The sequence below is a fragment of the Kitasatospora sp. NPDC008115 genome (genome assembly GCF_042957205.1).
GTDB lineage: Bacteria > Actinomycetota > Actinomycetes > Streptomycetales > Streptomycetaceae > Kitasatospora.
This window is the reverse complement of the sequence record NZ_JBIBHU010000077.1, coordinates 1-3,284: the sequence shown is the minus strand read 5'-3', so window position 1 is coordinate 3,284 and position 3,284 is coordinate 1. Positions and strand designations below refer to the sequence as shown.

The following is a 3,284-nucleotide window of genomic DNA, read 5'->3' as shown; positions in this document are numbered from 1 at the left end:
GACCTCGGCCGCACCGGGGCCAACGCCTCCAACAGCTCCGCCTCCAGGAGTTCGACCTGCGCGGAGTGGGAGGCGTAGTCCACCGCGATCCGCCGGGCGCGTACCCCCCGCTCCTCGCAGCGCACCATCAACGCCTCCAGGGCCTGCGGCTCACCGGAGACCACCACCGACGCGGGGCCGTTGACCGCCGCCACCGACACCCCACCCCCGGAATCGGCCAGCAACTCCTCCACCAACGCGCGCGACGCGCCCACCGAGACCATGCCGCCCAACCCCGACAGGCGCCCCGCGATCAACCGCGACCGCATCGCCACCACCCGCGCCCCGTCCTCCAACGACAACCCACCCGCCACCACCGCCGCAGCGATCTCCCCCTGCGAATGCCCCACCACCGCCGCCGGCTCCACGCCCAGCGAACGCCACAGCGCCGCCAGTGACACCATCACCGCCCACAGCACCGGCTGGACCACGTCCACCCGCGCCCACCGCGGGTCCTCCTCACCCGCCCCCACCACATCCCGCAACGACCACTCCACAAACGGCGCCAACGCCCGCTCACACGCCGCCATCGACTCCCCGAACACCACCGACGAACCCCACAACTCCCACCCCATCCCCACCCACTGCGACCCCTGCCCCGGAAACACCAGCACCACCCGCGAATCACCACCCACCACACCCCGCACCACACCACCACCGCCACCACCCACCGCCACCACCCGCAAACCCCCGAGCAACTCCCCCGCCCCCGCACCCAACACCACCGCACGGTGCTCAAACCGCGAACGCCCCGACGCCAACGACCACGCCACATCCACCGGCCGCACCGCCGGCTCCGCCAGCACCCCCGTCAGCCGCGCGGCCTGCTCCCGCAACGCCGCCTCACTGCGCCCCGACACCACCAGAGGCACCACCTCACCCCCCAGCGCCACCGGCACCGTCTCCACCGCCACCGGCTCCGCCTCGGGAGCCTGCTCCAGAATCACGTGGACGTTGGTCCCGCTGACACCAAAGGCCGACACGCCCGCACGACGCGGCGCACCCGTCTCCGGCCACGCCCGCGCCTCCGTCAACAGCTCCACCGCACCCACAGACCAGTCCACCTGCTGCGACGGCTCGTCAACATGCAGCGTCTTCGGCAGCACGCCGTGCCCCATCGCGAGCACCATCTTCACCACACCCGCAGCACCCGCCGCCGCCTGCGTGTGACCGACGTTCGACTTCAGCGAACCGAGCCAGAGCGGGCGGCCCTCGGGACGGTCCTGACCGTACGTCGCCAGCAGGGCCTGCGCCTCGATCGGATCACCCAGCGTCGTGCCCGTCCCGTGCGCCTCCACCACGTCCACCTCGGCCGCCGACAGACCGGCACTCGCCAGCGCCTGACGGATCACCCGCTGCTGCGACGGACCGTTCGGCGCCGTCAGACCGTTCGACGCACCGTCCTGATTCACCGCACTACCCCGCACCACCGCCAGCACCGGATGCCCGTTACGCCGCGCATCCGACAACCGCTCCAACACCACCACACCGACACCCTCACCCCACCCCGTGCCGTCCGCCCCCGCCGCGAACGCCCTGCACCGACCATCCGCCGACAACCCGTTCTGCCGACTGAACTCCACGAAGATCCCCGGCGACGACATCACCGTCACACCCGCCGCCAACGCCAACGAGCACTCACCCGACCGCAACGACTGCGCCGCCAGATGCAACGCGACCAACGACGACGAACACGCCGTGTCCACCGTCACCGCCGGCCCCTCCAACCCCAGCGCATACGACAACCGGCCGGACGCGACACTCGACGACTTGCCGGTCAGCAGGTATCCCTCATAACCCTCGGGGGCCTCGTGCAACCGGGAGGCGTAGTCCTGGTAGGCGACACCGACGAACACACCGGTCGGCGTGCCGTGCAGCGAGGCCGGATCCACGCCTACCCGCTCGATCGCCTCCCACGAGGTCTCCAGCAGCAACCGCTGCTGCGGATCCATCGCCGCCGCCTCACGCGGCGAGATCCCGAAGAACGCGGCGTCGAACTCGTCCGCGTCGTACAGGAATCCCCCCTGCCGCGTGTAGGACTTGCCGGGCCGGCCGGGCTTCGGGTCGTACAGGCCGTCCACGTCCCAGCCGCGGTTGACGGGCAGACCGCCGATCACGTCCCGTTCGTCGACGACCAGCTGCCAGAGCTCCTCCGGCGTGCTCACCCCACCCGGCAGGCGGCAGCCCATCGCGACGATCACGATCGGGTCGTCCCCGCCCGCCGCGACGGACCGCACGGCCGGCTCAACCGAAGCCGCTTCCGCGGGCAGGCCGAGCAGTTCCCGGCGCACCAGCCGACTCACCGCGGTCGGGGTCGGGTGGTCGAAGGCCACCGTCGTCGAGAGCCGCAGACCGGTCGCGGCGTTGAGCCGGTTGCGCAGGTCGACCGCGGTCATCGAGTCGAAGCCCATCGCCTTGAACGACCGGGCGGGCTCGATGGCCTTCACAGTCCCGTGACCGAGCACGTCCGCCGCGCTGCGCTGGACGAGTTCCAGCAGCAGGCGCTCCTGCTCGGGCTGCGGAAGTCCGGCCAGGCGCCGACCGAGCGGCAGTGCCGACGTTCCGTCCTGCTCCGGCCGGCTGCTCTCCTCCTGGATCCGGCGCACCTCCGGCAACTCGTCGAAGAGCGAGGAGTCGCGAGCCGCCGTGAAGAACGGGATGAACCGCGCCCAGTCCACGTCGGCCACCGTCACGCCGGGCCGGCCGTCCCGCAGCGCTTCCTCCAGAGCGCTCAGCCCCCGGTCGGGCGTCATCACCGAGATGCCTTGCCGGCGGAGCCGCTCCTTCTCCTGCGGCCCGACCAGGCCGCCGTCCCAGGCACCCCAGGCCACGGCCGTGGCCGGCAGGCCCACCGCCCGCCGCTGATCGGCGAGCGCGTCGAGGAAGGCGTTGGCCGCCGCGTAGGCCGCCTGGCCGCGGTTGCCCCAGACGCCCATGATCGAGGAGAACAGGACGAACGCGTCGAGCTCCCGGTCCTTGGTGAGTTCGTGGAGGTTGAGCGCCGCGGCCACCTTCGGGCGAAGCGCCTCCGCCATCGCGGACGGGTCCACGGCGTCCACCAGGCCGTCGGCGAGCACTCCGGCGGCATGGATCACGGTGGTGAGCGGGAGTTCCTCGGGCAGCGAGTCCAGCAACGCGCGCAGTTCCTCTCGGTCCGCGACATCACACGCCGCCACCGTCACCCGCACACCCGAAGCCGCCAGCTCCGCCTCCAACTCCGCCACCCCCGGCGCCGACCCACCCCG

The 3,284-nt window shown here is 72.1% G+C and carries 1 protein-coding gene; it reads right to left on the bottom strand.

Going from position 1 to position 3,284, the window contains the following annotated elements:
* On the bottom strand, positions 1-3,284 hold a 3,284-nt coding region (locus tag ACFZBX_RS36835; protein ID WP_391538183.1), incomplete at both ends, for a type I polyketide synthase.